At 44.7% G+C, this 26,360-nt stretch carries 24 protein-coding genes and 1 pseudogene; 5 read left to right on the plus strand and 20 right to left on the minus strand.

All coding sequences use genetic code 11. The annotated features are described in order from the left end of the window. Nucleotides 1-44 precede the first annotated feature (44 nt). The 3 genes from asd to OCV47_RS10025 form a co-directional block, all read right to left on the minus strand. The gene (gene asd, locus OCV47_RS10015) at nt 45-1,130 is read right to left on the minus strand and encodes an aspartate-semialdehyde dehydrogenase (protein ID WP_262654943.1); all 1,086 of its coding nucleotides are present in this window, start codon (nt 1,128-1,130) and stop codon (nt 45-47) included. Nucleotides 1,131-1,162: 32 nt separating this feature from the next. Beyond that, nucleotides 1,163-2,563, minus strand: a complete 1,401-nt coding sequence (gene argH, locus OCV47_RS10020; protein WP_262654944.1) for an argininosuccinate lyase — start codon at nt 2,561-2,563, stop codon at nt 1,163-1,165. Nucleotides 2,564-2,697: 134 nt separating this feature from the next. After that, on the minus strand, nt 2,698-3,324 hold the full coding sequence (locus tag OCV47_RS10025; protein ID WP_262654946.1) for an epoxyqueuosine reductase QueH: 627 nt from the start codon (nt 3,322-3,324) through the stop codon (nt 2,698-2,700). A 169-nt stretch (nt 3,325-3,493) separates the two neighbouring features. On the opposite strand from OCV47_RS10025, the gene OCV47_RS10030 reads away from it, so the two are divergent. Genes OCV47_RS10030 through OCV47_RS10040 form a run of 3 tightly spaced genes read left to right on the plus strand, consistent with a single transcriptional unit; the run spans nt 3,494 to nt 7,665 of the window. Continuing rightward, nucleotides 3,494-3,976 carry a MarR family winged helix-turn-helix transcriptional regulator gene (locus tag OCV47_RS10030; RefSeq protein WP_262654948.1) on the plus strand — a complete coding sequence of 161 codons (483 nt, stop codon included), beginning with the start codon at nt 3,494-3,496 and terminating at the stop codon, nt 3,974-3,976. Nucleotides 3,977-3,980: 4 nt separating this feature from the next. Continuing rightward, nucleotides 3,981-5,714 carry an ABC transporter ATP-binding protein gene (locus OCV47_RS10035; RefSeq protein ID WP_262654949.1) on the plus strand — a complete coding sequence of 578 codons (1,734 nt, stop codon included), beginning with the start codon at nt 3,981-3,983 and terminating at the stop codon, nt 5,712-5,714. A 58-nt stretch (nt 5,715-5,772) separates the two neighbouring features. Further along, nucleotides 5,773-7,665, plus strand: coding sequence for an ABC transporter ATP-binding protein (locus OCV47_RS10040; protein ID WP_262654982.1), 1,893 nt, complete (start codon nt 5,773-5,775; stop codon nt 7,663-7,665). A gap of 96 nt (nt 7,666-7,761) precedes the next feature. On the opposite strand, the gene OCV47_RS10045 is transcribed toward OCV47_RS10040, so the two are convergent. The 6 genes and pseudogenes from OCV47_RS10045 to OCV47_RS16050 all read right to left on the minus strand — a co-directional run. Continuing rightward, nucleotides 7,762-9,069, minus strand: coding sequence for a glycerophosphodiester phosphodiesterase family protein (locus tag OCV47_RS10045; protein ID WP_262654950.1), 1,308 nt, complete (start codon nt 9,067-9,069; stop codon nt 7,762-7,764). A 53-nt stretch (nt 9,070-9,122) separates the two neighbouring features. Next, a complete protein-coding gene (locus OCV47_RS10050) occupies nt 9,123-9,602 on the minus strand; it encodes a DUF2284 domain-containing protein (RefSeq protein WP_117447599.1) in 480 nt (159 codons plus the stop codon). Nucleotides 9,603-9,629: 27 nt separating this feature from the next. Next, nucleotides 9,630-10,256, minus strand: coding sequence for a lactate utilization protein (locus tag OCV47_RS10055; protein ID WP_117447600.1), 627 nt, complete (start codon nt 10,254-10,256; stop codon nt 9,630-9,632). A gap of 44 nt (nt 10,257-10,300) precedes the next feature. Continuing rightward, entirely contained in the window at nt 10,301-10,873 is a 573-nt protein-coding gene (locus OCV47_RS10060; protein WP_262654952.1) for a Fe-S-containing hydro-lyase, read from the minus strand. Nucleotides 10,874-10,875: 2 nt separating this feature from the next. After that, nucleotides 10,876-11,718, minus strand: coding sequence for a fumarate hydratase (locus OCV47_RS10065; RefSeq protein ID WP_262654953.1), 843 nt, complete (start codon nt 11,716-11,718; stop codon nt 10,876-10,878). Next, nucleotides 11,706-11,804: pseudogene (locus OCV47_RS16050) on the minus strand (flavodoxin family protein); the annotation flags it as partial. The pseudogene OCV47_RS16050 and the gene OCV47_RS10065, both read right to left, overlap by 13 nt. A 228-nt stretch (nt 11,805-12,032) precedes the next feature. Here OCV47_RS16050 and OCV47_RS10075 point away from each other — a divergent pair. Beyond that, nucleotides 12,033-12,422 carry a cupin domain-containing protein gene (locus tag OCV47_RS10075; protein WP_262654954.1) on the plus strand — a complete coding sequence of 130 codons (390 nt, stop codon included), beginning with the start codon at nt 12,033-12,035 and terminating at the stop codon, nt 12,420-12,422. A gap of 155 nt (nt 12,423-12,577) precedes the next feature. Here OCV47_RS10075 and OCV47_RS10080 read toward each other — a convergent pair whose 3' ends face one another. The 3 genes from OCV47_RS10080 to OCV47_RS10090 form a co-directional block, all read right to left on the minus strand. Next, the gene (locus OCV47_RS10080) at nt 12,578-13,111 is read right to left on the minus strand and encodes a GNAT family N-acetyltransferase (protein ID WP_334308167.1); all 534 of its coding nucleotides are present in this window, start codon (nt 13,109-13,111) and stop codon (nt 12,578-12,580) included. 277 nt (nt 13,112-13,388) lie between these two features. After that, a complete protein-coding gene (locus OCV47_RS10085; RefSeq protein WP_331481291.1) occupies nt 13,389-14,216 on the minus strand; it encodes an ABC transporter permease in 828 nt (275 codons plus the stop codon). Beyond that, nucleotides 14,207-14,974: an ABC transporter ATP-binding protein gene (locus OCV47_RS10090; RefSeq protein ID WP_117447604.1), complete on the minus strand. Its 768-nt coding sequence runs from the start codon at nt 14,972-14,974 to the stop codon at nt 14,207-14,209. The genes OCV47_RS10085 and OCV47_RS10090 overlap by 10 nt, the downstream gene beginning before the upstream one ends. 294 nt (nt 14,975-15,268) lie before the next feature. Between OCV47_RS10090 and OCV47_RS10095 the strand changes: the two genes are divergently transcribed. Then, nucleotides 15,269-15,979 carry a response regulator transcription factor gene (locus OCV47_RS10095; RefSeq protein ID WP_262654955.1) on the plus strand — a complete coding sequence of 237 codons (711 nt, stop codon included), beginning with the start codon at nt 15,269-15,271 and terminating at the stop codon, nt 15,977-15,979. Here the strand turns inward: OCV47_RS10095 and OCV47_RS10100 are convergent. From OCV47_RS10100 to aspS, 8 genes are all read right to left on the minus strand, one after another. Beyond that, nucleotides 15,939-16,934 carry a 2-hydroxyacid dehydrogenase gene (locus OCV47_RS10100; protein ID WP_262654956.1) on the minus strand — a complete coding sequence of 332 codons (996 nt, stop codon included), beginning with the start codon at nt 16,932-16,934 and terminating at the stop codon, nt 15,939-15,941. The two genes, OCV47_RS10095 and OCV47_RS10100, sit on opposite strands and share 41 nt — an antisense overlap. Nucleotides 16,935-16,953: 19 nt before the next feature. Next, a complete protein-coding gene (locus OCV47_RS10105; RefSeq protein WP_262654957.1) occupies nt 16,954-17,835 on the minus strand; it encodes an amidohydrolase family protein in 882 nt (293 codons plus the stop codon). A gap of 71 nt (nt 17,836-17,906) precedes the next feature. Further along, the gene (nrdD, locus tag OCV47_RS10110) at nt 17,907-20,039 is read right to left on the minus strand and encodes an anaerobic ribonucleoside-triphosphate reductase (RefSeq protein ID WP_262654958.1); all 2,133 of its coding nucleotides are present in this window, start codon (nt 20,037-20,039) and stop codon (nt 17,907-17,909) included. A 12-nt stretch (nt 20,040-20,051) separates the two neighbouring features. Then, nucleotides 20,052-21,353 carry a polysaccharide deacetylase family protein gene (locus tag OCV47_RS10115; RefSeq protein ID WP_262654959.1) on the minus strand — a complete coding sequence of 434 codons (1,302 nt, stop codon included), beginning with the start codon at nt 21,351-21,353 and terminating at the stop codon, nt 20,052-20,054. A gap of 66 nt (nt 21,354-21,419) precedes the next feature. Continuing rightward, on the minus strand, nt 21,420-22,856 hold the full coding sequence (gatB, locus tag OCV47_RS10120; protein ID WP_262654960.1) for an Asp-tRNA(Asn)/Glu-tRNA(Gln) amidotransferase subunit GatB: 1,437 nt from the start codon (nt 22,854-22,856) through the stop codon (nt 21,420-21,422). Further along, on the minus strand, nt 22,857-24,344 hold the full coding sequence (gene gatA, locus OCV47_RS10125) for an Asp-tRNA(Asn)/Glu-tRNA(Gln) amidotransferase subunit GatA (RefSeq protein ID WP_262654962.1): 1,488 nt from the start codon (nt 24,342-24,344) through the stop codon (nt 22,857-22,859). It lies immediately after the preceding gene. A gap of 13 nt (nt 24,345-24,357) precedes the next feature. After that, entirely contained in the window at nt 24,358-24,651 is a 294-nt protein-coding gene (gene gatC / locus OCV47_RS10130; protein WP_117447614.1) for an Asp-tRNA(Asn)/Glu-tRNA(Gln) amidotransferase subunit GatC, read from the minus strand. 66 nt (nt 24,652-24,717) lie between these two features. Beyond that, a complete protein-coding gene (gene aspS / locus OCV47_RS10135) occupies nt 24,718-26,049 on the minus strand; it encodes an aspartate--tRNA(Asn) ligase (protein ID WP_262654964.1) in 1,332 nt (443 codons plus the stop codon). Nucleotides 26,050-26,360: the final 311 nt, after the last annotated feature.

Genomic DNA, 26,360 nt, shown 5'->3' on the forward strand with positions numbered 1-26,360 from the left:
ATGCTCCATACTTTATGCTGACAGGCGCGAACCTGTCTGCGTTTTTATTTTCTGGTTATATAACCTAATGCTTTCAGACTTTCTGCGCAGAGAACAGCTCCTCCTGCTGCTCCTCTTACGGTATTGTGTGACAGACCGATGAACTTATAGTCATATACCGTGTCTTCACGAAGACGTCCGATCGAGATTCCCATACCATTTTCATAGTTCACATCTTCCTTAACCTGTGGACGGTTGTCTTCTTCCATATAACGGATGAACTGTTTTGGTGCACTTGGAAGCTCTTTTTCCTGCGGAAGCCCCTTGAAGTTCACCAGTTTTTCAATCAGCTGTTCTTTGGTCGGTTTCTTTCTGAATTTTACAAATACCGCTGCGGTATGTCCGTTCAGAACTGGTACACGTACGCACTGGCAGGTAATCACTGGCTCTTCTGCCTTTACAATCACACCATCTTTTACTTCCCCTAAGATTCTCAGTGGTTCCTGCTCGGACTTCTCTTCTTCTCCGCCGATATATGGAATCACGTTCTCGATCATTTCCGGCCATTCTTTAAAGGTCTTTCCTGCACCGGAAATCGCCTGATATGTGGTAGCTACCACTTCATACGGCTCAAACTCTCTCCATGCAGCCAGACATGGCGCATAACTCTGGATTGAACAGTTAGGTTTTACTGCAATAAAGCCTCTTGTAGTTCCCAGACGTTTTTTCTGGGATTCGATTACTTTAAAATGCTCTGCATTGATCTCCGGAATCACCATTGGCACATCGGGAGTCCATCTGTGGGCACTGTTATTGGAAACAACCGGTGTCTCTGTCTTTGCATATTCTTCTTCAATCGCTTTGATCTCGTCTTTGGACATATCTACTGCTGAGAAAACGAAATCTACGCTTGCAGCTACTTTTTCCACATCGTTTACATTCATAACAACGATATTTTTTACTGCTTCCGGCATCGGTGTATCCATTTTCCATCTTCCACCAACTGCTTCTTCGTATGTCTTTCCGGCACTTCTTGGGCTGGCTGCCAGTGTTACTACTTCAAACCATGGATGATTCTCCAGCAGCGAAATAAATCTCTGTCCTACCATACCGGTAGCTCCTAAAATGCCGACTCTTAATTTTTCGTTCATAATATTCTCCTCTCCTGTAACCTGTAGTATCATCATTGCTCTGTGTGCATCGCAGGATACTCTTTTAAATATGCTTCGTTTATTGCAATCACTTTCTTCATGGACTCTTCCGATGGTGCGCCAATGGTCTGACGTTTTTCTACACAGGTCTTCATACTGATTGCCTCATAAATATCATCTTCAAATACCGGACTGATCGCCTTGTATTCTTCCAGTGACATGTCATCCAGAGAAATATTCTTATCAATGCAGTACAATACCAAACGTCCTACAATACCATGTGCATCACGGAATGGTACCCCATGGTTTACCAGATAATCAGCCGCATCTGTTGCATTGGTAAATCCGTTTTTCGCACTGTTTTCCATTACATCCTTACGAAACTTCATCGTGGAAATCATGCCGGTAAACAATGCCAGACAGCCTTTGGTCGTGTCGATTGCGTCAAAGGTCAGTTCTTTATCTTCCTGCATATCTTTATTGTAGGCAAGCGGAAGTCCCTTCATTGTTGTCAGAATAGAAGTCAGGGCGCCATAGACACGTCCGGTCTTTCCTCTTACCAGCTCTGCAATATCCGGGTTCTTTTTCTGTGGCATGATACTGCTTCCTGTACTGTAGGCATCGTCAATCTCCACAAACCGATACTCATTGGTATTCCAAATAATAATCTCTTCACAGAATCTGCTCAGATGCATCATGATCGTAGATAATGCAGATAACAGTTCGATTACATAATCTCTGTCTGCAACGGAATCCATACTGTTCCATGTAGGTCCATCAAATCCCATCAGTTCTGCTGTATATTCACGATCCAGCGGATACGTGGTACCTGCCAGTGCGCCGCTTCCCAGCGGGCAGTAATTCATACGATGATAAATATCTTTCAGTCTCTGACGGTCTCTCTTGAACATCTCAAAATAAGCCCCCAGATGATGAGCCAGCGTAATTGGCTGCGCCTTCTGCAGATGGGTAAATCCTGGCATATAAGTGCCGATATGTTCCTTCATCATCTTTAATAAGGTATCCAGAAGCTTCTTTACCAGACCATCCATCTCTACAATCTCATCTCTGGTGTACAGCTTCATATCCAGTGCTACCTGATCATTTCTGCTGCGTCCGGTATGCAGCTTCTTACCTGCATCTCCGATACGGTCAATCAGATTGGCTTCCACAAAACTGTGGATATCTTCGTATTCTTCTGTAATCTGCAAAGTGCCATTTTCTACATCTCTTAAAATAGACTCCAGTCCCTGCAGAATCTGTTCTTTTTCTTCTTCTGTCAGAATTTTCTGTTTAGCCAGCATCTTCACATGTGCCTTGCTGCCTTCGATATCCTGACGATAAAACTTGCGGTCAAAAGAGATAGATGCATTAAAGTTATATACCAGCTTATCGGTCTCTTTTGTAAATCGTCCGCCCCAAAGTTGTGCCATATTTCTTCCTCTTCTATTGTTTCTTTTTTATTTTCATTTCTGATACACGGCTTGCTTCTCTGTTTCACAGTTTCCACAGTCCTTGTATCAGAATAGCATACTTTTTTTCCCGTATCAAGCCAGAGTCTGGAAAATCACTGATTTTCCTCCCGTTCTCTTTTCGAAAATACGCATCCGCAATAATTCTGCCTGTACATACCATACTCTGCTGACAGCTCCACCGAACGCTTATATCCGTTCTTCTTCTTAAAATCAGATGGCAGCCAGGTAACTCCCAGCTCTCTGCTTATCTGTTCTCCCACTTCATTTAAGACTTCCGCATTTTTCAATGGACTGATGGTCAGTGTGGTCGTCATACAATCTGCCCCGATCTTTTTTGCTTCTTCGGCTGCCCGCCGCAGTCTGAGTGAAAAACAGACACGACACCTCTTCCCTCCTTCTGGCTCTTTTTCCAGACCTTTGACCGCCTCATAATATTCTTCGGGATGAAATTCTCCTTCCAGAAATGAGATCGGATGCTTCACCGGAAGCTGTTCGATAAAATGCTGCTGTTCTTTTACCCGTTTGTAATACTCTTCTTCCGGATAAATATTCGGATTATAATAAAATACGGTGATGGAAAAGTATTCCGACAGATACTCCAGCACATAACTGCTACACGGAGCACAACAACTGTGCAGCAATAGGACCGGAATCTTCTCTTCTTTCTGGTTTTCTGTAAGGATCTGATCCAGTTCTTTCTGATAATTTCGTTTATTCATAGCAACTTTTCTTTCTTTTATATTCTCCACCCCAGTATAGACATATTTCCTGCAAACTGCAAGAAACATATTTTTATCTTGACAATTATTTATTCCTGCGCTATTATAATGTCCGTTTTCTAACAATTAGATTTCTAACAATTAATTTTTCAGGAAATGAGGTGATTTTATGCCAATGCCCGAGCATATTGGTATCTATATCAATGCAGCATCCAAGCATATCCGTCGGCATCTGGATTCCATATTTTATGAATATGAGCATCTGACTGGCACACAGGCCTGTGTTCTCGGCGAAATCTCCCATGCAGATCAGGAGGGGTGGCCCTATTATCAGAAAAATATTGAGCATCATTTTGGTATGCGCCGTTCTTCAGCTAACAGCCTGATCTCCTCCATGGAACAAAACGGTTATCTCACCAGAGCCCCGGTAAAAGAAGATGCAAGGTTAAAGCGCCTTGTTCTCACAGAAAAAGGACAGAAAACCAGCAATAATATTAAGCAGCGTCTTGATGACTTTGAGGCTTCTCTTTCTGCACTGTATACGACAGAAGAGCAGGCAGAGCTTCTGTCCCTTCTAAAGAGGCTGATTGATCAGGTTCCTGATCCCAAATGCACATCATGCTCAAATTCAACTCATCAGGAAAGGATGTGACGTAATGTTAAAAAATGTTTTAAAGTCTGTGGGAGAATACAAAAAAGAGACTATTCTCTCCCCTGTTACAGTTGCTCTTGAAGTCCTTCTGGAGGTACTGATTCCTTATTTTATGGCAGTACTAATCGATAAGGGCATCAACACCGGCGATATGACAGAAATCATAAAATACGGTATGTTACTTGTTGTTCTTGCCATGGCTGCCCTGGCCTTTGGCGCTCTTTCCGGTCATTATGCCGCAGTAGCCAGTGCCGGATTTGCCAAAAACTTACGCAAACGAATGTTTTATAAGGTACAGGATTTTTCTTTCCTGAATATCGACCATTTTTCCACATCCAGTCTGGTCACCCGTATGACCACCGACATTACCAATGTCCAGAATGCCTATCAGATGATCATCCGTGTGGCTGTACGTGCCCCGATTATGCTGATCATGGCCTTTTTCATGGCTTTCAAAGTAAACAGTGAACTGGCCACAATTTATTTGTGGGTTATCCCGATCCTGGGTATTGCCCTTGCGTTTATCATGACTCATGTGCACCCGATCTTTGTCCGTGTATTTAAGACCTATGATAAACTGAACAATGTGGTACAGGAAAATGTACACGGTATCCGCGTGGTAAAATCCTTTGTCCGTGAAGATTTCGAAGAACAGAAATTCAAGAAAATCTCTTCTTCCATTTATAAAGACTTCACCAAAGCTGAAAAAATGATTGCTTTTAACGCCCCGGTCATGCAGATCTGTGTCTATACCTGCATGATCCTGATTTCCTGGATCGGTGCCAATCTGATCGTTGGAGGCACCATGACCGCTGGAGAACTGACTTCCATGTTTACTTATACGATGCAGATTCTCATGAGTCTGATGATGCTGTCTATGATTTTCGTTATGACTATCATGTCCAAGGCTTCTGTGGAACGTATCAACGAAGTACTGATTGAAGTTCCGGATATTGCCAATCCAGAGAAACCTGTAACAGAAGTCGCCAATGGCTCCATTGATTTTGATCATGTATCTTTTAGCTACAGCCAGAATCCTGAGAAACTCTGTCTGAAAGACATTGATCTGCATATTAAATCAGGTGAAACCATCGGTATCATCGGCGGCACCGGAAGTGCCAAGAGTTCTCTGGTTCAGCTGATTCCGAGACTCTACGATATCACCAGTGGAACCCTGAAGGTAGGTGGAAGGGATGTCCGTGATTATGATCTGGAAGTTCTCCGTGATGCCGTATCCATGGTACTTCAGAAAAATGTGCTGTTTTCCGGTACGATTAAAGAAAACTTACGCTGGGGAAATCCTAATGCCACAGAGGAAGAGCTGATCCATGCATGTCAGCTGGCTCAGGCTGATGACTTTATCCAGACCTTCCCTGATCAGTATGACACTTACATTGAACAGGGAGGTTCCAATGTATCCGGCGGACAGAAACAGCGTATCTGTATTGCCAGAGCGCTTCTGAAGAAACCTGCTATCCTGATCCTGGATGACAGTACTTCTGCTGTGGATACCAAAACCGATGCCATGATCCAGAAGGCATTTATTGACGAGATTCCAGACACGACCAGGCTGATTATTGCACAGCGTATCTCTTCTGTTCAGAATGCTGACCGTATTGTCGTCATGGACAACGGCCGCATCACAGATGTGGGAACCCATGAAGAGCTGTTAGCTTCCAGCAAGATCTATCAGGAAGTATATTATTCTCAGGTAAAGGGGGCTGCTGACAATGAATAACGAGAACAAACCAATCCAGAGAAAATCCAATAACGAAATGAAAAACATGGCAAGAGGCATGTCCAAAGAACAGCGCAAACAGATGATGAAGGAACAGAATCCGATGATTCCATTAAAACGTCTGATGGGATATATCTGGAAAGATTACAAATTCCAGATGCTGCTGGTTCTGGCAGGTATTCTCATGAGTGCCATTACCGGAGTCATTGCATCCCTGTTTCTGCGGACTCTGATTGACAGCTATATCACACCGCTCCTGCAGTCTGCAAATCCAGACTTCGGACCGTTATTCCATACACTGGTCCGCATGGGCTGCATTTATCTGGCCGGTGCACTGGCGACTCTCGTATATTCCCGCGTGATGGCCAATATTTCCCAGGGAGTTCTGCGAGATATCCGTGATGAATTGTTTACTCATATGCAGTCTCTGCCGATTAAATACTTTGATACCCACTCTTTTGGTGATATCATGAGCCGTTATACCAACGATACCGACACTCTGCGTCAGATGCTTTCCCAAAGCTTAACCCAGATGCTCTCTTCTGCTGTGACGATTATCTCAGTTGCAGTGGCTATGCTGATTACCAGTATTCATCTTTCCCTTGTTGTGGCTGTTTCCGTTTTCTTTATGCTGAAGGTTACCGGCAAAGTTGCCGGCAACAGTGGCCGTTACTTTGTCAAACAGCAGGAATCCCTGGGTGCTGCCAATGGTTACATTGAAGAGATGATTAATGGACAAAAAGTTGTCAAGGTTTTTAATTATGAGCATCGTTCTGAAGAAGCCTTTGACCGCCTGAATGAAGAGCTGTGCAGCAATGCCACTAATGCTAACCGTTTTGCCAATATTCTGATGCCAATCATGAATAACCTTGGTAACCTCCAGTATGTCGTTCTGGCTATTGTCGGTGGTATTCTTGCTTACAACCATATTGGAAATATCACCATTGGTGTAATCGCCAGTTTCCTGCAGCTGAGCAAATCTTTTACCAACCCAATTGGACAGATTTCTCAGCAAATGAACTCCATCGTTATGGCTCTGGCCGGTGCCGGACGTATCTTCCAGCTGATGGATGAGACACCAGAAGTCGATGACGGATATGTAGAACTGGTTCGTGCAAAAGAATCTGCTGATGGCTCCCTTACCGAATGTAAAGAACGTACCGGTACCTGGGCCTGGAAACATCGCCATGGCGACGGCACCCTGACTTATAAGAAAATGGCTGGTGATGTGCGTTTCTATGATGTGGATTTTGGATATAATCCGGATAAGATTGTTCTTCACGATATTTCCCTGTATGCCAAACCAGGTCAGAAGATCGCCTTCGTTGGTGCTACCGGCGCAGGTAAAACCACCATTACCAACCTGATCAACCGTTTCTATGATCTGGCTGATGGTAAAATCCGTTATGATGACATCAATATCAACAAGATCAAAAAGGCTGATCTGCGTCACTCTCTTGGCATTGTACTTCAGGATACCAACCTGTTTACCGGAACGATTCGTGAAAATATCCGCTACGGAAAACTGGATGCTACAGATGAAGAAGTGATCGAAGCAGCAAAAATCGCCAATGCCCATGACTTTATCGAAATGCTTCCAAATGGCTATGACACTGTAATTGACGGAACCGGTTCTTCCCTGTCTCAGGGACAGAGACAGCTGATCTCCATTGCCAGAGCAGCCATCTCCAATCCACCGGTTATGATCCTGGATGAAGCAACATCAAGTATCGATACCCGTACTGAAGCCATTGTTCAGAAAGGTATGGATGCTTTGATGAAAGGACGTACCGTATTCGTCATTGCGCACCGTCTCTCTACCGTCCGCAATGCAGATGCCATTATGGTTCTGGAACAGGGACATATCATTGAACGTGGTACCCACGACGAGCTGATTGCCCAGAAGGGTAAATACTATCAGTTATATACCGGTGCTTTTGAGCTGGAATAAAATATATACAGACAGCAAAAGCCAGTCGGATATGTGATAATCCGACCGGCTTTTGTTATATCCTGTTTCATGAAGCACGGGCATTTTCTTCTCTTTTTAGAATCCATTGGTAATTCCAGCTGTATAATAAGAATTCATTTTATCCTGATCCTGCTGAGAATGGATAGACTGTGCAATCAGACCAATATTATATTTCCAGCACTCTTTCAGCATATCGGCACTGAGGTTCCAGGTTTTTGGCATCAGATAGACCTTATTCGTTGGCAGCTGAATGGCTCTCGCTCCGGCAATTGTGCTTGGATTGATCAGACCACTTCTCAGCCAGCCAAGTTCTGCTGTCGGCGAAATATGCTTCATTCTATTCAGTAAATTAATATCAAATGAAATCCAGGTCACCTGATTCTGCATTCCCATGGATACTGTCATCGAATACAGCAATGGCAAGTCTCCATTACTCTTCAATTCAATATAAGGATGTAGTCCATACTGCTTGCAGAGCTCCAGAAATTCCTGAAAACTTGGTATTTTCTCTCCTACATAGGCTTCCGACTTCCAGGATCCAAAATCCAGCTGCCGTACTTCATCAAAAGTTAATTCTGACAGCTTTCTTTTTTTGGCACCAAATAACTCTGTCTCCACAATAGCTACATTCGATGTTCTGGTCACTGAACTGTCGTGGATCACCACTGGCACTCCATCTTTGGTAAACTGAATATCACATTCTACCGCCTTAAACCCCATCTCTGCTGCCAGTCGAAAAGCCGCCAATGTGTTCTCCGGCGCTACTTTATTATAACCACGATGCATGATCAGATATCCGGAAAATGGTCCAGGTTCCGGCATCTGTGGCTCAGTCTCCGGTTCTGGCTGAGGTGCCGGCTCCGGTGCTGGTTCTGGCTGCTTTGGTGGTACATATGGCTTTGGCACAGTTACCCGGCACTGATATGTCTTTTTATTACTGCCACGCACGGTAATCGTTGCCATGCCGGCAGTCTTCGCCCTGATCTTTCCTTTCGATGTTACGGATACTACAGAAGATTTAGATGATTTCCAGGACTTTGCTTTAGTTCCTTTCAGCTTCAGCGTGGCTGTTTGTCCTTTTTCCAGCTTCAGACTTCTCTTGCTGATATATGGTTTTTTCACAATTACCTTAAACTTTACCGTTTTTCTCTTCTTTTTTGCTTTGATGGTAACTGTTCCAGGACGTTTTGGCTTAATTTTACCATTTTTCTTTCCAATCGTGGCAATCTTTTTATTTGAAGTTGTCCATTTTTTTACACCAGACTGCTTAATCCGATAAGTTTTCCCTACATACATGGTATACGTCTTTGTTGCTGCACCAGCCTGCATTCCAAAGGCTAATATCAATACCAGCAACATTGCCGCTGTGATAAATCTCTTCATTCTCCTCATTTTTCTTTGTTTCTCTTTTCTTCTTTACTTTATGCGATTTGCAGCTACTCCGTTTCCTGATCATGAAACAGAATCTGTGAAAAAAAGCGCATCTTATCATCATCATTCCAGCAGATCATCCCTGCTGCATCGGCCATTTTCTGTGCATTCACACAGTATGCAGACATACAGGAATGATGTTTATACGGACCGGCACTCATAATCAGAAGATCACCCATTCCGGCAGCTTTCATTTTTTCTGCCAGCTGTTCCGTCATTTTATTCTGCTGTAACTTATCTTTTCTTGGATCTGTGCTTCCATCCCTGATTGTCTGCAAAACCAGTGTCTTTTCATAGCTCCGGGCTCGCTGGTCCATCTCCTCTACTGTTCCGCTCTGTGGAGGACAGGCCGGATTCACATGATAGCAGCCACATAAGTTTTCCTCACAGAATCTCCGGTATTCCGGTACGAATACCAACTTGCTGGTATCCATCACTGCCGCTCCTGAAAATCCTATTTTTTTTGCTTCTTCTATCCAATCCATTATTTTTCTCCTTTAGTTCTAAAACCATTAATATCCAAGAATATCATTGATCAAAATCACATGAATTCTTCCTTCATGACGGGAATATCGTGTGGTCAGAATCTGACAGCATATGGTATCCGGCGATTTGCAGTCACAGCATCTTCCGGTTTCTTTGCAAGGTGTCTTAATGTCAAATCTCTGCGCATTGGCCGGTGCTGCCACATTTCTTGCGCGCTTCATGGCACTGTCAAGATCACTGCATACTTTATTCATCCCTACCAGAAAGACTACTTTTTTCGGTCCCTGAGCAATACAGGATACCCTGTTGGAATTGCCGTCAATGTTGACCATGATTCCATCACTAGTAATTGCATTGGCGCTGGAGAGAAATACATCTGCATCGTAAGCTGCCATCAGACTGTCTCTCGGTGTCATCTTGTCACGGTCTATATAGTGATATTTTTCATTTTCCAGTGCATGAATCAGTCCAATCTCATGGGCTGTCATACATCCGCCCATGGCAACGGTACTTCCCTCCGGGATCAGTTCCAGTGCCAGCTTTACAGCCTCTTCTTTATCTGCGGCATAGCAGCCGCTCATATTACGTGAATTCAGTCCCCTGATCACCATCTTTGCCAGTTGCTCGTTTCTCTTTCTCATATTTTCGTTCATTTGATCCTTCTCCTTTTTCTTAACCGTCTGAAGGCGTTTTCATTTTACACTTCTGCCTGGCTATGTTCGCTTAAGTATTCTTTTCTTCCCTCTTCATACAGATTATTTCCTTCTCTGTCGATGATGACTACCAGCGGCATATCTTCTACATATAATTTGCGAAGCGCTTCTGCTCCCAGATCCTCATAGGCAATGAGTTCTGCTTTTTTGATACATTTTGCCAGCAAAGCACCGGCTCCTCCAATCGCTCCAAAATACACACCATCATATTTCTTCATAGCCTCTACTACTTCCGAAAGGCGTGCTCCTTTTCCGATCATTCCTCTGGCACCGACAGACATCATCGTCGGCGCATAAGCATCCATTCGACCACTGGTGGTCGGCCCGGCGGAACCAATGACTGTACCTGGCTTTGCCGGCGTCGGTCCTACATAATAGATCGTCGCATCGGTCGGGTCAAACGGAAGCGTTTCTCCTCTTTCCAATGCTTCGCACATTCTCTTATGTCCGGCATCACGGGAAGTATAGATCGTTCCGGTTACCAGTACCTGATCTCCTGCATGAAGCGTTCTGGCAAGTTTCTTTGTCAGTGGGAGTGTAATTTTTCTTCTTTCCATCTCTAGATCACCTCCGATTTGTGACGTGTCACATGACAGTTGATATTGACCGCACATGGCATTCCTGCAATATGAGTCGGCATAGTCTCAATATTCAGACCAATCGCAGTGGTCTTTCCGCCAAATCCCTGCGGTCCAATCCCCAGTCTGTTTATTTTTTCCAGCATCTCTTTCTCCAGATCTGCATAAAATGGATCCGGATTCTGTATATCCAGAGGACGCATCAGTGCTTTCTTGGCAAGCAGAGCACATTTGTCAAAAGTTCCACCGATTCCCACTCCGACTACCATCGGCGGGCATGGATTTGGTCCTGCCGTCTCTACTACTTCCAGAATAAAATCTTTGATTCCCTGTAATCCGGCAGATGGCTTAAACATACGGATCTGGCTCATATTCTCACTGCCAAACCCCTTTGGTCCTACCGTTACTTTCACCTGATCCCCCGGAACAATCTCAGTGTAGATCATGGCCGGAGTATTATCTCCTGTATTTCCACGGCGTACCGGATCTTTTACTACGGACTTTCTTAAATATCCCTTATCATATCCACGACGAACACCTTCATTGACTGCATCTGTCAGATCTCCTCCAACGAGATGTACATCCTGCCCAATCTCCAAAAATACACAGGCCATTCCTGTATCCTGACAGATCGGCACATTTTCCCTGTCTGCAATCTCATAATTTTCGATAATATTGTCCAATACCCCTTTTGCTATTTTTCCATCTTCACATGCACGACAAGTCTTAATTGCATCTTTTACATCCTCTGGAAGATGTTCATTGGCTTCAATACAGAGTCTTTCGATTACCTCTGTCAGTCTGCTTACTTCTATCTCTCGCACTTTTCTAAGCTCCCTTCCTTTCCAAGAGCAATACTCTTCACCAGGAATGTCATATTTCTGGCCAGTGTACGCATGGTCTGCTTTCCTCAGTTTTTTCTTCCTTATGATACCACGAAAATTCCTGTCCCACAATTTCATTTTTTCATTGCTGTGAGCAATAACCTTTTTTCCTTCTCTCTTCCTGTTTCGTTTATTTTCCTAACTTGAATCTTTACGCTATTTATGTTACGATTTTTTATAAAATGAATGCAGAATTTATGTATCTGTTCCGTACTTTCGCAGATACAATTTATTATTTTTCAAGGAGGTTCTTTATGGAAAAAGGATTATGTACCCATGTATCAAAAGGAGATGTGAAAAATCTTCCGGGCCGTGATGCCATCTGGCTTCAGACACCAGAAACAACAGGTGGAAACTATACTACCGTATCCACTACTTTCTATCAGCCAGGTGTGAAGGTAGCCCCTGCACACTCTCATCCATACGGAGAAGAAACTGGCTATGTCGTATCCGGACACGGAAAAGTATTGATTGGCGATCAGGTATTCGAAGTCGAACCTGGTTCTGTTTTCCTTTTCCCACAGGGCGTTCCACATATGGTATGGAATTCCGGTAATGAAGTGATGCAGCTTCTGTTTGTCTATGCCAATGGACCAAAGGCATCCGAAAGCATTCCTCACGAAGATGTTGATTTTCCAGAATAAGATCGTTGCAAAACCCGCACAAAATTGCTCTGTGCGGGTTTCCTATATACCACTTGTTTTACAGCCACTGTTCCAGGCTCATCTGCTCATTCACCCATTTTGGGTTCTTTACATCATGAATGTATTGTTCCCTGGCTCCTGCTCCATGACATTTTTTATAACTGATAATCCATCTCATGCCAGGCTTCCCCGCCCCAGGTGGAATTAGCCATTCCCAGATCCCGGAAGCCAAACTTCTGATACATCTCTACTTTATTCTCCAGGCAGGTCAGAACCAGACGCCTGCGGCCTTTTTTCTTTTCCCGCTCTGCGTACTGCCTTACGATCTCGCGGGCAAGTCCCTGTCTGCGATACTCCGGTCTCACATCCAGTCCCAGCAGCATAATATTGCCGCCTTCCGGATCATAAAGACGAATGTCTGTAAAGAATTCATCCCGGAATATTGTCTCTTTTGTGGACAGACCATTTAAAAATCCGGCTATTCTTCCTGTCTCGATATCTTCAGCCACCAGAAACAGTTCCGGTGCAGCCTCTATTCTTGCTTTCATAGATCTGGCGGAACAGGCTTCATTCGGAGGAAAACAGATCTGTTCAATCTCCGTCACTTCTTCTGTATCTTCCCTCCGAACATCCCGAAAATGGAATCGTTCCGGCCAGATACTATCTTCATCCAGTCCTCTCTCTGTCAGCCATGCATCCGTAACAGATACATACCTCTCCTCTCCATTCTCATTGATCAGTGTCAGGGAAAGCTTTCCTGTCTGCTCCTCTGCTGCTTCCTCACAGCCATAATTTCCATCAAAAATATGCTTTATCTTCCACATAATAACCTCTCTGTCTATTTTACCGTTTTTTCTGTTAATTTTTTTATCATAACACGATTTTCCATGTCTCACAAGCCAGTATACTTTTTCAGAGTCTGCCCCTCTTCGCACTTTTCCTGATTCTACTGACGAAAACGGGTACTTATTTCCGCACCCGTTTTTCTACCATACTTAAAATTCCATACAATACCATAGCGATGACACACAGGATCAAGATAGCCATGATCAGACGGGTCAATTGAAAGACCTGACTGCTGTAGATAATCAGGTACCCCAGCCCCCGCCTGGCTCCCATGAATTCTCCAATGATGACGCCCACCAGGCATAATCCGATATCTACTTTCATAATACTGATGATAGATGGGATATTACTTGGCAGGATCACTTTTGTCAGTACATGGTGCTTTTTTCCTCCAAGTGTATAGATCAGCCTTGCTTTTTCACTCCCGGATTCTCTGAAACCAGTATACAGATTCAGAATCGTTCCGAAGATCGCCACTGACATACCCGCCACAATGATTGTCTTCTGATTGGCTCCCAGCCAGACAATCAGAAGTGGCGCCAGCGCCGACTTCGGAAGACTGTTTAATACCACCAGAAATGGTTCAGTGATTTCTGCTGCGCTGTCACTGCACCATAACAGTACTGCTGTCAGGATTCCAAGCAGCACTGTCAGGAAAAAGCTTAGCAAAGTTTCATAAAGAGTCGCTCCGGTATGCATCCACAGACTGCCATCTTTTGCCATGCTGATTAATGTCTCCCATATTTTCACCGGACTGCTGAATATGAATCCATCGATCCATCCTGCCCGGACAGATACTTCCCATAAAAAGAAAAAGGCAATTATGATACTGATCCTCATTGCCTTTACGAACTTTCTGTGTTGGCTTTGCTGCTTTAAATACGCCATCTGCGCCTCAGATACCTGACCGGTATCCGAAGCAGCACTTATTTTTTCATTCACTGACATTGCAGCACCTCCCAGATCTCATTGAAATATTCCTTGAATCCAGCCATATTTCTTGCTTTCATAGGGGTACGCTGTTCCATTTCAAATGTGGTTTCCACTTCTTTTAATACTGTTGCCGGACGCTTTGATAAAATCACTACCCGGTCTGCCATACTGACTGCCTCAGACAAATCATGGGTCACCAGAATGGCAGTTTTATGTTCTTTTTTGATAATCTGATAGATATCATCTGCCACAGACAGTCTGGTCTGATAATCCAGCGCAGAAAACGGTTCATCCAAAAGCAGCAGTGATGGCCTCAGAACCAATGTACGAATCAGCGCCGCTCTCTGTCTCATGCCCCCGGATAGCTGACTGGGTCTCACATGCCGGAATTCCCACAAACCGTATTCTTCCATCAGTTTTCTTGCATAAGATTGATTTTCCTCTGTCAGTTTTTTCTGTATTTCCAGCCCCAGGGTGACATTCCCATAGATATTTCTCCACTCAAACAGCTGATCCTGCTGTGGCATATACCCGATATGAAAATCGATATGTTCTCGCAACGGTTTTCCACGAAACAAAATTTCTCCTGTACTTTCCGTAAGCTGTCCGCAAAGCAGCGACAGCATCGTTGTTTTTCCGCATCCGCTTGGTCCCACGATTGCCACAAACTCTCCCTCATCTACCGTAAAACTGATATGCTCCAGGGCATTTGTCTCACCGTTCAAACTGTGATACGTATAGCCCACATCCCTGCATTCCAAAAAAGACGGCATCTCACACCTCCACTTTCTCTTAGTGTTAATGTATGAGACACCGTCTTATTTGTTGCTATATTCGTATCTGTTCAGTAACTTCACAGGACAGTGGGTTCTGAACAGTTACCTGTATTCCATTTACTGTGCGCCATCAATTGCTGCCCACTGTTCTTCGATTGAAGCACAGGTAGCATCTTTATCTGCTGTTCCGGCTACATAAGCCTGCATCAGTTCACCAAATACCTGATGCCAGCAGAACGCACCTGAGCATTTTGATTTTAATTAAGACTTACAGAAAGAAGGATTTTTGCCTTGTGGAAAACGTTGATTATTGACGATGAAAAACCAGTTCGAATTGCCATCAGTAAACTTGGAAAATGGTCTCATTTTCAGATTGAACCGCCTCTTATGGCCTTTAATGGAAAAGAAGCATTGACAATTATGCGAGAAATCCATCCAGATCTGGTATTTGTCGATATATCTATGCCGATTATGGATGGCATCGCATTTTTAAAAACTGCCTCAGCAGAATTCCCGGACAGTTGTTTTATCATTATCAGCGGATATGATGATTTTTCCTATGCACAGCAGGCGATCCGTTATGGTGTCATGGACTATCTGTTAAAACCTATCGTGGAAACAGATCTGAATACCGCCATCCAGCGGGCAGTGGAATCCCTCTGTCCTGGTTTCACACCTGCTGATGCCAGAAAAGAAGAAACCAATCTGGACTCCGATACCGTCACCACGATCATCCATGATTATATCGACAATCACTATAGCAGCAACATTAAGATCTCCCAGTTTGCCGACAAATATTTCTTTTCCAAGGAATACCTGACCCGCCAGTTCAAAGCCAGATATCACTGCGACATCTATGAATATGTTCTTCAGGTACGCATGGAACGTGCCCGGGAACTGCTTCTGAATCCTGAAATCAAGATACTTGCTGTAGGTGCTTTTTCTCTGTTTATCTATTCTATTATGCTGTTACTTCGTTTCCGTTCTTTCTTCCTTCCATGAAGGCCAGTGCATTGTCCATAGTTGTCTTACTGATGGCCTGCAGTGCTTCTCTTGCGAAGAATCCCTGATGTGAGGTTACCATAACGTTCGGGAAGTTGAGCAGTCTGGCTACAGTAGAGTGTTCCAGGATCTGATCGGAACGGTCTTCGTATACGTTGGCATTTTCTTCTTCATATACATCCAGTCCGACAGCGAAGAACTTACCTTCACGGATTCCCTGAATCAGATCATCTGTCTTGATCAGACCACCTCTGGAAGTGTTGACCAGAATGACACCATCTTTCATTTTATTAATTGTATCGATATTGATCATGTGATGTGTAGATTCCATCAATGGGCAGTGCAGAGAGATCAGATCCGACTGTGCCAGAAGGGTATCCAGATCCACGTATTCTGCAAAATCCAGATCCGGATTCTGATAAACATCATACGCCAGAACTTTCATGCCAAATCCATGACAGATGCGGGCCATAGCTGCACCAATCTTACCGGTTCCCACGATACCTGCGGTCTTTCCATGCAGTACCACACCCATCAGTCCGCCAAGACTGAAGTCATTTTCACGAACTCTTACGTAAGCTTTGTGTGTATGACGATTTGCTGTCAGAGCCAATGCCATCGCATGTTCTGCGACTGCTTCCGGTGAATAACCAGGTACACGCATAACAGTGATACCATTTTTCTGCGCGGTCTTCAGATCTACATTATTAAATCCTGCACAGCGCATCAGAATCAGCTTCACGCCGCACTGTGCCAGCGTCTCGATAGCAGGTGTGCTCAGATCCATATTTACAAAAGCACAGACCGCATCATATCCATGTGCCAGTCTGGCTGTATCTGGTGTCAGAAGCACGTCTACATAATCGATCTCGATCTGTTCGTATACTTTTTCCTTCCATGTTTCATTAAAAAATTGTTTATCATAGCTTTTCGTTCCGAAAAATAAAATCTTCATAATAATTGCATCTCCATTCTTATTTTTTGCAGAAGTGTTCCCGGATCTGACTTTCTCCCAGCCAGATTCTTTCCTTCACGCCTGCCTCATTATACCCCAAGTTCGTTAAAGTTTCAACTAAGATTTTCCTTTCCCATAAAATACCATCTCCATGGGGAACCAGATAAGCACCTGCATCACTTCCTGCTGCTATGTTTACGCCCTTTCCATAGCCATAGGCCAGATTCTCACATTCTTTTTCATAGATCTGCTCCAGTACCTGTTCTGGATATCTGCCACACCCCAACAGTGCCCCTGTTGTCACAATGGTCGGCACCCAGACACAATCACTTTCTGCCATGGCATCCAGACATTCCGTATCGATATAATTGCCATGTTCGATGCTGTCTGCCCCTGCTTCTACTGCTGCCAATACAGCATCCCGCCCGTTGCCATGCACCATGACAGCCATACCTTCTTCATGTGCAATATGGATCATCTCCCGGATCCATTCTTCCTCCAGCCCCGGTTCACTTAATCGTCCAAACTCCTCATATTCCATGATACCGGAAACCATAATCTTGATAAAATCACCTTTTCTGCACTTTACCTCTGCGACCAGATCTGCATATTCCTTTAATGTCTCAGCCGCTTTTCCTACGATTCCACCATAATGTCCTTTTCTGTGGATGGCAAAGATGGGCGTACGATACTCAATGTCGTATTCTGGTGCCAGCTCTCTTGCCAGCTCTGACACCCCATATTTATCCCCACCATCTCGAACAAAAGTAATTCCATTCGTCTGATAAGCAGTCAGTTCTTCTCGTACTTTGGATATGTTAACTGAATTTTTATGATCGCGCACCGCCTGACGGTAATCTGTACCGTTCATAAACAAGTGTGCATGACATTCTCCGAACATATTTTTCCTTTCTCCCACCATTTACTACGCGATTACACGAATTGTTACGCGCTGCGCACTCTCACAATTCGCTACATGCTCACCCTTTCCGCAATTTCTGCCATTTTTGCAGCGTTTAATCTGGTATCTCCATGAACCCGGCTGTAGGACAGATATCCGTTCATACGGTCGATCTTAGTCAGATTCTTGGATCCACATACCGGGCAGACATCCATGTCCAGTTCCTGGTGGCCACAGTCATCGCAGTAGGCCAGGGACAGGTTCACACCTTCATAATACCCCAGTTCCATTGCACGCAAGACCAATTTTCTGATAGCTTCTTTGTTGTAGTCGATCGGGTAACGCACATACTGAATCTTGCCACCGTTGCACAGTTCCCAGAAACGGCCTTCCAGATCCTGCTTCTCGATCGGAGTCAGATTCTCAGTCACATGGCAGTGGAAACTATTGCTCACATACGGGCGATCCGATACATTCTCTACGATACCGTAAAGCTTACGGAACTGCTCTACCTGCAGTCCGCACAGACTCTCTGCCGGTGTTCCATAGATCGCATAGAGCCATCCATCTTCTTTTTTAAACTCATTAACTTTTTTATTAATATACTGCAATACTTCCAGCGCAAACTGCCCGTCTTCTGCAATGGATTTTCCATTATACAGCTCCTGCAGTTCGTTCAGTGCGGTGATACCAAAAGAGGCTGTCATCGGCTTCAGCAGCTTCTTAATCCGTTCTCCCGGCTGCAGATGTCCCCCATAAAATCCCCCTTCACAGTAGGCCAGTGGATTAGTGGAAGCGTGCATATTTCCAAGATAATCATAGGTACGGATATGGATCTTACGAATCATCTCCAGATAATAGTCCAGCACTTCGTAAAAGTCCACACTGTCCTGTCTTGCTTTTGCCAGAATCATCGGCAGATGAAGACTCACTGCTCCAATATTAAATCTTCCCACAAAGACCGGCTTGTCATCTTCATCTGCCGGTTCCATACCGCCCCTCTCATACCACGGGCTTAAGAACGCACGGCATCCCATCGGGCTGATGACACGGCCATATTTTTTATACATATCGCAGATATAACCCTTTCCGGTAAGAGAAAGCCAGTCTGGATACATGGTCTTTGAAGAACAGTCGATACCTGCTTCAAATACATCTTCACAGATCTTTCCCGGTCCATGGAGATTCTCATCAAATAAGAATACAATCTTTGGGAACAGAACCGGTTTTTTATTGCCCGGCTTTCCCTGTCCTCCCTTGTGCACTTCCAGAAGGGAGATGTTACACATCTTTTCAAAGCGTTTGGTACCAAGTCCCATGGTCACGGTCACAAACGGATAGTCTCCACGAGAAGAACCTACTGTATTCAACTTATATTCGATACCCTGCCAGCCCTGATCAAACTCCCGGCGCAGCTTATTCATAGCATATTCTTCAGCCTTTTCTTCCCCCCCTGTCCAGGATGGATCTACATATTTTAAAAATTCTTCTTTATGCTTCACGTAGCTTTTTTCTGCATAAGGTCCCAGAATCTTATCCACCTCTGGCACCGTAAATCCACCATACTGCTGAGCCGCTGTACTTAACACAATATCTCCCAGCACATCAAAAGCAGTATCCAGGCTCTTCGGCTCGTTGTACCAGACATTTCCCATCTCAAAGCCGCCCTTTAATACGGCGCCGGCATCAAAAAGACAGCAGTTCATAGTATCCAGTCTTGCTGACTGGTCATGAATATAGATATAGCCATCCTTGCATGCCTGCCGCTCATCTCTGGTCATAAAGAACTTCTGGTACAGATTCTTATTCAGTTCATTGAAAATCAGACTTCGCTTCGTTGCAACCAGAGCACTGTCCGTATTAGCATTGCTCTTGTCCCCAATATAACGGATGGACTGGCTTTTGGTATACACATCATCCATCATATGAATAAAGTCTACTTTGTAATTTCGATAATCCCGATAGCTTTTTGCCACATCTGGATTCACTTTCTCCAGGGCGCTTTCCACAATATTATGCATCTCTGCAATGGTAATCCCATCTTTTTTCAGTCCTTCTGCCCGCTCTGTGGCATAACGGCAGAGCTCTTTCGTCTCTTCTTCCGAAAAAGTGTACATAGCTCTGGCAGCTGATTTATTCACTGCACGTATAATCTTCTGTACATCAAACTGTTCCCTTGTTCCATCTTTTTTGATTACGTACATACACTGTCCCTCCTATTCAAAATCTGGTCTTACAGGATCCAAAATTGCCCTGGCATCAAAGAAGTCTGTCAGACTGTCCCCATAATAATGCAGATCATAGCCATCCAGCACACGTCTGGACTGAATCACATAGTCACTGTTGACCTCCAGATAATCTGCGGTCGCCCACAGATTAAAGAAGAAACGATATCCGGCATCAAATAGCTGACTCTGCTTATAGCTTCCGGCTGATACAGAATCCCCAAATGGATAGAACAACAGATCCGTATCTCCCACCAGGGATGCCACCTGTTCCTGCCAGTTATCCAGATCCTCCTGAAGTGCATTGGTGTCCATTTCACTTTCCATCATTGCATTGCTGTAGCCATTGCAGGCAATCAGCCAGCCATTTTCCTTCAGACTGTCCGCAATTCCTTTGATCTCTTCTGCATCGGTACTCAGATCATGTCCAAAAACACCTTCATATCCGGTCAGCGAGATAATTCCCCTGGCGCCTCTTAAGGAAAAGTCCGGGTGTTCTTCTACGAATGCATCCACCACCGGCACCACATCATAAGCCCCAATCTGCACATTTCCTGCTTCATCGATATACTCATTCTGGACACTGCCGTCATCCGCCAGCACCATTTTATCAGAATATGCACCGTAATTGGTATCGCTGTAATAGTTTGCCTCTGCAAAGGATAAAATAATCGGTGTTTTTCCATTTGGCACTGTCGGTGTGTTCAGAGCAAAACTGACGGTTCCGTCTTCATTTTCCACCTCCACCACCAGGTCATACACACTCATCAGAATATAATTATTGTCATATAAGGACTGAAGGATCTGTTCAAATTCATCAATGGTCAATGACCAGTTATTATAATAATAAGCCATATCTGCATCTGAAAAAGCTCTGTCTTTGTCCGCAATCAGACTTTTCACAGAAAAATGTGCAAAGTCTCCACCATAAGTTGTCAGCGTTACCTGCTGTCTCTGGTATTCCACCTTGGCACTGATCACCCGTTCATCATCCTGATATTCCTCATTGATGGCAGCCAGTTCTGCCAGGGCATTGGTATAATCATAAGAAGCCGCCAGTCGCTGTGCTTTTTCCAGATGCTCATTGACATTGTCCTCTTCTTCCTGCTTCGTTGCCTGTATTTCTTTTTCTGCTTTCATCTTCGGAGTCTCCACTGGTTCATTGTTCTCATACATTCCCAGTGTTCCGATGCTCTCTGCAATCTCTGCATTCATCTGTGCTCTGCTGCATCCCGTCACTCCAAACGTCACAGCCAGCAGACATAAAATAAGAGTAGATAACTTTTTCTTCATGGATCTCTCCTTTCCATGTTTCTAAGTATATCTACTCTCAAAGAAAATTACAAGTAAAAGCGTGGCTTACTGATCCAGGATCTCTTTTAATAATTTGTTTACCGCTGCCGGATCTGCTTTTCCTTTCATGGCTTTCATCGTCTGTCCTACCAGGAATCCAATGGCTTTCTGCTTGCCACCCTTATAATCTGCCACAGACTGCGGATTGGCTGCCACAATCTCCTCTATGGTGCTGCGCAGAGCACTTTCATCATTCACTGTCTTTAATCCGTGGGACTCTACGTATTCAACAGGATCTACATCCTCTTCAAAGATCTTTTCAAATACCTCTTTGGCTACACTGCTGTTGATGGTACCTTCTTCTGTCAGTTCCACCAGCGCTGCCAGATGCTCCGGGGAAAATGCGATATCTTCCGGATCCTGTCCGTTTTCTTTTAACAGACGCAGAGTCTCTACCATCAGCCAGTTAGATACTTTCTTTGGCTTTTTACAGATGGCTGTTGCGGCTTCAAAAATATCTGCCATATGCTTGGATGAAGTAAGGATCTCCGCATCATAATCCGGGATCTCAAATTCCTTCTTATAGCGTTCCAGTTTTTCCGTACGAAGTTCTGGCTGTGCTGCCTTGATCCGGTCAATCCATTCATCACTGATGATAATCGGAACCAAATCCGGATCTGGAAAATAACGATAATCCTGAGCGTCTTCCTTAGATCTCATCGCATAAGAATATTCTTTGTTATCATCCCAGCGTCTGGTTTCCTGTATCACAGGTTTTCCCATTTCCAGAAGTTCAATCTGACGGGCACGTTCTCCTTCAATGGCTCTGGCAATAGCTTTAAAAGAGTTGATATTTTTCATCTCAGTACGGGTACCGAATTTTTCTGCGCCCACTTCCCGGACAGACAGGTTCACATCTGCACGCATAGAACCTTCCTGAAGCTTGCAGTCAGAAGCTCCCAGATACTGAATAATCAGACGCAGTTTATCCAGATAAGCAATGACTTCTTCTGCACTTCTCATATCCGGTTCTGACACGATCTCAATCAACGGCACACCGCTTCGGTTGTAGTCTACCAGTGAACAGTCTTCCCATTCATCGTGTACCAGTTTGCCAGCATCTTCTTCCATATGAATCTCATGAATGCCGATATATTTTTTCCCTGCTGCTGTCTCGATCTCCACTTTTCCATCATGGCAGATCGGCAGATAAAGCTGTGAAATCTGGTAGTTCTGTGGATTATCCGGATAGAAATAGTTCTTCCGGTCAAATTTACAGTACTGATTGATCTCACAGTTAGTTGCCAGTCCTACTGCCAGTGCATACTCTACTACCTGTTTGTTTAATACTGGAAGCGAACCTGGCATACCGGTGCAGACCGGGCAGGTATGGGTATTCGGTGCTCCTCCAAATGCGGTAGAACAACCGCAGAATATCTTTGTCTTTGTGGCCAGTTCCACATGTACTTCCAGTCCGATGACTGTCTCATATTGCTTTGCCATTTACTCCACCGCCTTTTCTAACACTTCACTCATATCCGGGCAAATGATTTTTTCCTGTCTGCTCTGTTCATAGGTGTACGCTGCACGGATGATTTTCTTTTCCTGGAAACAGTCTCCCAGGAGCTGTACACCGATCGGCAGTCCTTTGCTGTCAATACCGCATGGTACCGTCATGCCAGGAAGCCCTGCCAGATTGCAGGAAATGGTGTAGATATCACCCAGATACATCTTCAGTGGATCTCCCAGGCTCTCTCCCAGCTTCGGTGCCGTAGTCGGCGCTGCCGGTCCCAGAATCACATCATAAGTGGCAAATGCCTCGTCAAAGGCCTGTTTGATCAGTGCCTTGGTACGCAGTGCTTTCAGATAGTAAGCATCGTAGTAACCTGAGCTTAAGACAAAAGAACCAAGCATAATTCTTCTCTTTACTTCTGGTCCAAATCCTTCAGAACGGCTCTTTTTGTACATATTGTGAAGTCCTTCATATTCTTTTGCACGATAGCCGTACTTCACACCATCAAAACGTTCCAGGTTGGAGCTGGCTTCTGCTGCTGCGATGGTGTAATAAGCCGGAATCGCATAATCCACCAGACTTAAGTCAAATTCTTCCACAATGGCTCCGGCTTCCTCCAACACTTTTGCTGCTGCCAGAACTGCTTCTTTTACTTCCGAATCCAGGCCTTTCCCCAGATAGTCTTTTGGAATACCGATCTTCATGCCTTTTACATCTTTTACCAGAGCTGATGTAAAATCACAATCTGTACGTTCCAGAGAAGTACTGTCTTTTTTATCATGGGAGGCAATCACTTCCAGAATTGTAGCACAGTCAGTTACATCTTTTCCAACCGGTCCGATCTGATCCAGAGAGGATCCATAGGCGATCAGTCCATAACGGGAGACGGTTCCATAAGTTGGCTTAATTCCTGTCACGCCGCAGAAAGAGCTTGGCTGACGAATGGAGCCGCCGGTATCAGAGCCCAGTGCATAAAAGCACTCTCCTGCTGCCACAGCCGCACAGGAACCGCCGGAAGATCCTCCCGGCACATGCTCCGGATCCCATGGATTCCTTGTCACTCCATAGGCTGAAGTCTCTGTGGTACTTCCCATGGCGAATTCGTCCATGTTCGTTTTTCCAAGAATGACCGCACCAGCCTGTTCCAGATTCTTTACAGCCTCTGCGGTATAGGTCGGTACAAAGTTATCCAGTATTTTGGAACTGCAGGTGGTACGCATTCCTGCGATACACATATTGTCCTTGATGGCCACCGGCACTCCGACCAGAGGCCCGGTCAGTTCACCTTTATTGATCTTTTTCTGCACTTCTTCCGCTTTTTTCAGGGCGCCCTCTCTGTCAATAGTCACATAGGCATGAATGGTGCTTTCTACTTTTTCGATCTGATCCAGACAAGCGGTGACCGCTTCCTTTACGGTCACTTCTCCGGATTTTATTTTCTTTCCCAGCTCTACCGCTGTATCATCCAGTAATCCCATATTACGTTCTCCTTTACTCCACCGTCTTTGGAACCATAAATGCGCCGTCCTTCTTTGCCGGGGCATTCTTCAGCATATTCTCGCTGTCATCACCATTTGTCACCACATCCTCCCGGAATACGTTGTGTACCGGAAATACATGGGACATTGGCTCCACCCCTGTGGTGTCCAGTTCATTTAACTGATCAATATAATCCAACATGGTTTCCATGTCTTTTTTGGCCTGTTCTTTTTCTTCTTCAGACAATTCCAGCTTCGCCAGAATGCCTACATATTCCATTGTTTCATCAGAAATGATATTTGCCATAATTGTTGCTCCTCACTTTTTACTGATAACTTTGCATGCTCACTGAAATTCTTCATTTCATATTTTCTATGGTTCCAGTCTGGATAGATCTCTTGGGAACAGTGTGGTCTCTCTGACGTTGTCTTCTCCTACCAGCTTCATGGTAAGTCTCTCCAGTCCGATTCCCAGTCCTCCGTGAGGCGGCATGCCGTGTTTGAAGGCCTCCAGATAGGAGTCCATACCTTCTGTGGTCATTCCTCTTGCTGCGATCTTATCCAGCAGCATCTGGTAATCGTGAATACGCTGACCGCCTGTGGTGATCTCCATTCCGTGGAACAGCAGGTCAAAGCTTAAGGTAAATTTCGGATCTGCCGGGTCATCCATTGCATAGAACGGACGTTTTTTCGATGGATAATGGGTAACAAATACAAAATCTGCATCGTAATCTTCTTTAAAGAGCTGACCAATCAGGGCTTCTTCTTCCGGTTCCAGATCGTATGGGTTCTTGATTCGTCTGTTGTATTTTTCCGATACCATTCGTTTGGCATCATCAAAGCGTACCATTGGGATGTTGTCTGTCTTTGGAAGGGTGACATCCAGGATCTTCAGTTCTTCGCTGTAATGTTCCTGAAGGAACTTCATCGTGTACTGTAAGAATCCGGTCTCCATACCACAGATATCCAGGAAACTGTCGATATAACCCATTTCAAAATCCAGGCTGGTGTATTCATTTAAATGGCGCTTGGTGTTGTGTTTTTCTGCTCGGAATACCGGACCGGTCTCAAATACACGATCATATACGCCCACCATCATCTGTTTGTAGAACTGTGGGCTCTGGGCCAGTACTGCAGGCTTGTGGAAATAATCCAGACGGAACAGGTTTGCCCCGCCTTCTGCTCCTCTTGCACCAATCTTTGCGGTACGAATCTCTGTAAATCCCTGCTCGTATAAAAATTCACGGAAGCCTCGTTCGATGCCTTCCTGAATCTTAAATTTGGCACGTTCACGGATATTCCGAAGGGAAATCGCACGCATATTCAGTTTTGCATCCAGAGATGCGTTCATCTTCCATTTTGAGATGGCCAGTGGCATCGCTTCGGCTGGCTGTCCCAGAATCGTCACATCTGTCATACTGATCTCAATACCATGAGGTGCCTTTTCTTCCTCTTTGACCGTTCCGGTAACCTCCAGAGTGGTACCTTCTTTGATCTCGGAAAGCGGTACATTCACCTTTCCCGCCTCATAGACACACTGAAGAAGACCTTCTCTTTTTCGTAAAATCACAAAGGCAATCTCTCCCATATCACGAATGACATGCACAGCACCGTTTACTTTTACCGTCTGACCTACCAGTTCCGGCTCCACTAATTCACTGATCTCTTTTGTTTCTTTTTTGATTACTCCACTTACATGTTCCATGTTCATGCTCCTTCCTTTTCGTATTGTATTTCCACGAATCGTATTGGATCCTTGATCCGCTGGAAATACAAAAAGTCCCGGAACAGAAACTCTCATTCCTGTTCCGGGACGGTATATTCTCATATAGCCGCGGTGCCACCCGCAGTTGCACGCGCCTTTGCATGCCACTTTTGTACTTAACGCGTACCACGTACCGACTTACTTGTCTGAATACCAGATCTGTTCAACCGGTCTGCTCCAGAGTGTTCCCCATTGGTGATTCCCCTAAACAGCGTTCTCAGTCGGTGACGCTGTATTCCTGTCAGGTTCCT

This window comes from Muricoprocola aceti (genome assembly GCF_025567005.1).
GTDB classification, from domain to species: Bacteria; Bacillota; Clostridia; order Lachnospirales; family Lachnospiraceae; genus Marvinbryantia; species Marvinbryantia aceti.

Bases quoted from the DNA above. Each gene is read 5' to 3' on its own strand.
- asd (WP_262654943.1), bottom strand. From the start codon at position 1,130: ATGAACGAAAAATTAAGAGTCGGCATTTTAGGAGCTACCGGTATGGTA.
- argH (WP_262654944.1), bottom strand. From the start codon at position 2,563: ATGGCACAACTTTGGGGCGGACGATTTACAAAAGAGACCGATAAGCTG.
- OCV47_RS10025 (WP_262654946.1), bottom strand. From the start codon at position 3,324: ATGAATAAACGAAATTATCAGAAAGAACTGGATCAGATCCTTACAGAA.
- OCV47_RS10030 (WP_262654948.1), top strand. From the start codon at position 3,494: ATGCCAATGCCCGAGCATATTGGTATCTATATCAATGCAGCATCCAAG.
- OCV47_RS10035 (WP_262654949.1), top strand. From the start codon at position 3,981: ATGTTAAAAAATGTTTTAAAGTCTGTGGGAGAATACAAAAAAGAGACT.
- OCV47_RS10040 (WP_262654982.1), top strand. From the start codon at position 5,773: ATGTCCAAAGAACAGCGCAAACAGATGATGAAGGAACAGAATCCGATG.
- OCV47_RS10045 (WP_262654950.1), bottom strand. From the start codon at position 9,069: ATGAAGAGATTTATCACAGCGGCAATGTTGCTGGTATTGATATTAGCC.
- OCV47_RS10050 (WP_117447599.1), bottom strand. From the start codon at position 9,602: ATGGATTGGATAGAAGAAGCAAAAAAAATAGGATTTTCAGGAGCGGCA.
- OCV47_RS10055 (WP_117447600.1), bottom strand. From the start codon at position 10,256: ATGAACGAAAATATGAGAAAGAGAAACGAGCAACTGGCAAAGATGGTG.
- OCV47_RS10060 (WP_262654952.1), bottom strand. From the start codon at position 10,873: ATGGAAAGAAGAAAAATTACACTCCCACTGACAAAGAAACTTGCCAGA.
- OCV47_RS10075 (WP_262654954.1), top strand. From the start codon at position 12,033: ATGGAAAAAGGATTATGTACCCATGTATCAAAAGGAGATGTGAAAAAT.
- OCV47_RS10085 (WP_331481291.1), bottom strand. From the start codon at position 14,216: ATGTCAGTGAATGAAAAAATAAGTGCTGCTTCGGATACCGGTCAGGTA.
- OCV47_RS10090 (WP_117447604.1), bottom strand. From the start codon at position 14,974: ATGCCGTCTTTTTTGGAATGCAGGGATGTGGGCTATACGTATCACAGT.
- OCV47_RS10100 (WP_262654956.1), bottom strand. From the start codon at position 16,934: ATGAAGATTTTATTTTTCGGAACGAAAAGCTATGATAAACAATTTTTT.
- OCV47_RS10105 (WP_262654957.1), bottom strand. From the start codon at position 17,835: ATGTTCGGAGAATGTCATGCACACTTGTTTATGAACGGTACAGATTAC.
- nrdD (WP_262654958.1), bottom strand. From the start codon at position 20,039: ATGTACGTAATCAAAAAAGATGGAACAAGGGAACAGTTTGATGTACAG.
- OCV47_RS10115 (WP_262654959.1), bottom strand. From the start codon at position 21,353: ATGAAGAAAAAGTTATCTACTCTTATTTTATGTCTGCTGGCTGTGACG.
- gatB (WP_262654960.1), bottom strand. From the start codon at position 22,856: ATGGCAAAGCAATATGAGACAGTCATCGGACTGGAAGTACATGTGGAA.
- gatA (WP_262654962.1), bottom strand. From the start codon at position 24,344: ATGGGATTACTGGATGATACAGCGGTAGAGCTGGGAAAGAAAATAAAA.
- gatC (WP_117447614.1), bottom strand. From the start codon at position 24,651: ATGGCAAATATCATTTCTGATGAAACAATGGAATATGTAGGCATTCTG.
- aspS (WP_262654964.1), bottom strand. From the start codon at position 26,049: ATGGAACATGTAAGTGGAGTAATCAAAAAAGAAACAAAAGAGATCAGT.